This window comes from Streptomyces sp. HSW2009 (assembly GCF_040240285.1).
In the GTDB taxonomy this organism is placed as follows: Bacteria; Actinomycetota; Actinomycetes; order Streptomycetales; family Streptomycetaceae; genus Streptomyces.
In genome coordinates this window covers 1-3,437 of sequence record NZ_JBEHZD010000698.1, presented here as the reverse complement: position 1 = coordinate 3,437, position 3,437 = coordinate 1, and the positions used below count along the sequence as shown (strand labels likewise).

The 3,437-nt window shown below is 78.0% G+C and carries 2 pseudogenes; one reads left to right on the top strand and one right to left on the bottom strand.

What is annotated here, in order from left to right:
- Positions 1-1,103, bottom strand: a pseudogene (locus AAHZ94_RS30930) (hypothetical protein); the annotation flags it as partial.
- A 1,040-nt stretch (positions 1,104-2,143) separates the two neighbouring features.
- Between AAHZ94_RS30930 and AAHZ94_RS30925 the strand changes: the two are divergent.
- A pseudogene (locus AAHZ94_RS30925) lies at positions 2,144-3,437 on the top strand (hypothetical protein); the annotation flags it as partial.

Sequence of the window (3,437 nt, the reverse complement as noted above, 5' to 3'; positions counted from 1 at the left end):
GGGGGGGGGGGGGGGGGGGGCGGGGGGGCGGGCCCCGCCCCGGCCGCCACCTCGGCGCCGGCCCCCTCGCCCGGCGCGGGCTCCGTCTCCGACGCGGCCGGCACCAGGGCGATCAGATGGGTCGGCCGCACCGGACAGGGCACGATCCAGGCCCGGCCGCGCGCGGCCTGCTCGATCTGCTCGGCGACCTCGTACCGCCGCTGGTCAGGGCACTCGATGACGTACACGTACGCGAGTTGCGGCAGCGGCGGGCGGAGCGCGGCGGCGATCCGGTGCGCCGCCGGCACGCTGCCGACCATCAACAGGTGCAGCACCGCCTCCCGGCTGTGCGCCTCCGCGGTCGCCACCCGCAGCCGGTCCCGCTCGGCCTCCTCCAGGCGCCAACACAGCCCGAGCATGCGGGCCGCGTCGGCCAGCAACACGTGCGGGCGCTGCGGGCGCGGCCCCGGGGTGGCGTCGGGGCCGTGGTCGGTGGTGGCGTTGCCCGTGGGTTCCGGGGCGGTGTCGGGGGCGATCAGGACGAGGTAGGGCGGCGGCCGGCGCGGCCCGCCCTCGGCGCCGGGGCCCGCGCCCGCGGCCAACGACACCAGGAACACGGTGCGCGAACCGGCGGCGGTGGGGGATTGCGTCGCCTGGCGGGGGGCGATGACGGCCGGCGGTTGCGCCGCCTGTCGGGTGTCGTCGGTGAGCGGTTCGGCGAGTGGTTCGGTGAACACCGCGGACGGGGTGCCGCGCCGGTGCAGTTCGACGACCGCGTCGGCCGCGGCCCGCAGCGCGGCGCTGGCCTCCGGAGCGGGCGCGACCGCCGGCTGGCCGGCGACGTCGAGCAGCGTCACCACGCCGCCGGTGCGGTGCGCGAGCCAGTCCAGGACGGCCCGTACGGCGTTGCGCTTGGTGGCGAGCCGGGAGAGTGCCAGCACGTCATCGGCCCGGTCGCGCTCGGCGCGCCCCTGCGCCCCGGTGTGCTCGGCGCGCCCTTGCGTTCCCGCGTGCCCCTGCGTCCCGGTGTGCCCTTGCGTCCCGGCGTGCTCGGCACGTCCGTCCAGCGGGGTGTCCGGCTCCTGCTCGGCCCCTGTGTGCGCGCGTGACGACGCCCTGTTCATGAGGCACCAGGTTAGTCGGGTCGCGCTCTGGCGCGCGAAAGCGGAGAGGACTCCACCGAACGACCCACCGGACCCATCCCACCAGCCGGCCGGGCGCCCCGGCACGGTCCCGTGTTTCGGTCTTCGCCCCGGCACAACTCCCTTACTTGATAGGCAAGTTCGCCTATCTGGCGACGCGGCGGGTTCCTCTCCGCGCCGCGTGCCGGCTCGTTCCGGACAGGCCCTTGCGCGTGACCCTCCCGGGTTGGCCCGTACGCGTGGCCTCGTACGCATCGACTCGTAGGCGTGGGGCGGTTCGTGCCCGTGGGGCGGTTCTCCCGGCGGCCGGCTGACGGCCCGGTGGACGCGGGCGCCGTGGACGGGCGGGGTCCGGCGCGGGTGGTTCGGGGAGGGGGCGGTGGAGGCGCGGCCGTCGCTGGGGGTGTTTCGGGGGGCGGTTTCGGGTGGGGGGTCGGGCGCGGCTCGGGAGTGCGGCGCTGGGGAGCGGCTGGGAGGTGGGGCGCGGGACGGGCGAGGGGGACGGGCCGGGGCGGACCAGGGATGGGGGTTCGTGGTGCGACGGTGGGTGACCGTCCGGCGCCCGGGGTCGCGCGCCGGGCGGGGCGTGCGCCCGGGCGCCGGCGGCCGGTGGCGCGAACGCGGCGGGCGGACAGCGCGTACGGGCGAGATCGCCAACCCCGGCCTGCCGACCGCCGCACCGCCGGCCACCACCCCGGAAGGCGCCGTTCACCTGCGGAAAGCGGGAGGAAGCGGGGCGCGGCGGCCGGGCGGCGCGGCGCGTGGCGGCTGCGGCACGGGTCGGCGTACCGCGTTCGACGGATGTGCCCGCGGGGCTCGCGGCCGGCCGTGCGGTGGTGCAGGCTGTGGGCCTCCTGTGGGTGACGCAGGGGAGTTCCGTGACCGGGTGCCAGTTGAGAGAGCCCTGTTTACGCGCCGGTGCGGCCAACAACGCGCCGGGTGAAGGGGGTTGCACGGCCCTGGACAGTCGTGTTCGATGCGTGCACCGCCAGTTCTGTGAGCCGAAGGGGGAGGAACTCACCGTGACGGCGTGTGTCTCCGCCTGGGTTGCCGTGCGCCGCTGTGCGTCGGCCTCGCGACGTACGGCCTTGCTGCTGTGCGTCGTCGGTGGATTCCTCGCACTCGCGGCGGCCCTCGCGGCCCCGGCACACGCCAGCCCGCACCCCGAGCCGCAGGGCAAGCGCTCGGCCCCGAGCGACCCGCCGGGCCAGCGCCAGACCGGCCCCCCGACCGCCACCCGCACCACGGGCAAGACCCATGCCGCGCCGGCGCGACAGCAGCGCACGACGGGGCGGGGCGCGGGGGCGGCTGGCGTCGCGGATGACGGTTCGGCACGCGGCCGGCCAGTCGCCAAGTCGCCTACTGCGTACGGGAGTTCGCGGACCGCGTCGAGCAAGGCGAGCAAGGCGAGCAAGGCGAGCAAGGCGGCGCAGGGTCCGGGCACCGGCCACGGCCCCGTGCAGGCCGCCCCCGTGCAGGCCGCCCCCGTCAGGAGCGCAGCCCCGTACGACAAGGCCGCGGCGACTCCGAACGGCCGTGGCCACACCAAGACCAAGGGCGACCGCACCGCGACCAGGCCCACAGAGGGCAAGGCCCGCGCCGGCCACCAGCAGCCCGGCTCCGGTACGAGCGGCCACGGTGCGCAGGGGCGTGGCCGTGACCAGGCCGGGAAGGGTGCGGCTGGCCCGAGCGCGGTGGGCCGCGGCAAGGCAGGCCGGGACGAGGCGCGCGGCGGGCACGGCGATTCCGCCGACGCCGGGGGCCGCGGCAGGGGAGCCGGCGACCACGATCGGGGCAAGAGTAGCCCCGGGGGCAAGGACAACGCCGGCCCCAAGAGCAAGGGCAGCCCCAAGCACAACGGCAAGGGCAAGGGCCGGGGGAGCGGCGCCGGCGGCCTCCACGGTCCGGGGCTCGGCGGCGCGGACCAGCGGCCCGGCCACCCGGCGCGGGATCACGGACCGGCCGACGGCCCGGGCAAGGGCCGCGGCCACGGGCCCGGTCGGGGCAACGGCGCCGGTGACGCCGGCGGCCGAAACCACGACGAGGGCAAGGGCAAGGGGCACGGCCGCGGGCACGGGAACGGCCCGGGGCGCGGCAAGGGTCCGGGGCGCGGCAACGGCCTCGACCTGAACGACCGCCCGGGCCACGGCCTCGGTCTCGGTCTCGACCTCGGCAACCACGACCGCCCGGGCCACGGCGACGGCGCCAACTCCGGCCGCGGCAAGGGCCCGGGCCGGGGCGACCACGCCGGCCCGCCCCGCGGCAAGGGCCAAGGCCCACGCCACGGCAAGGGCCCAGGCCGCGGCGACCGCCCGG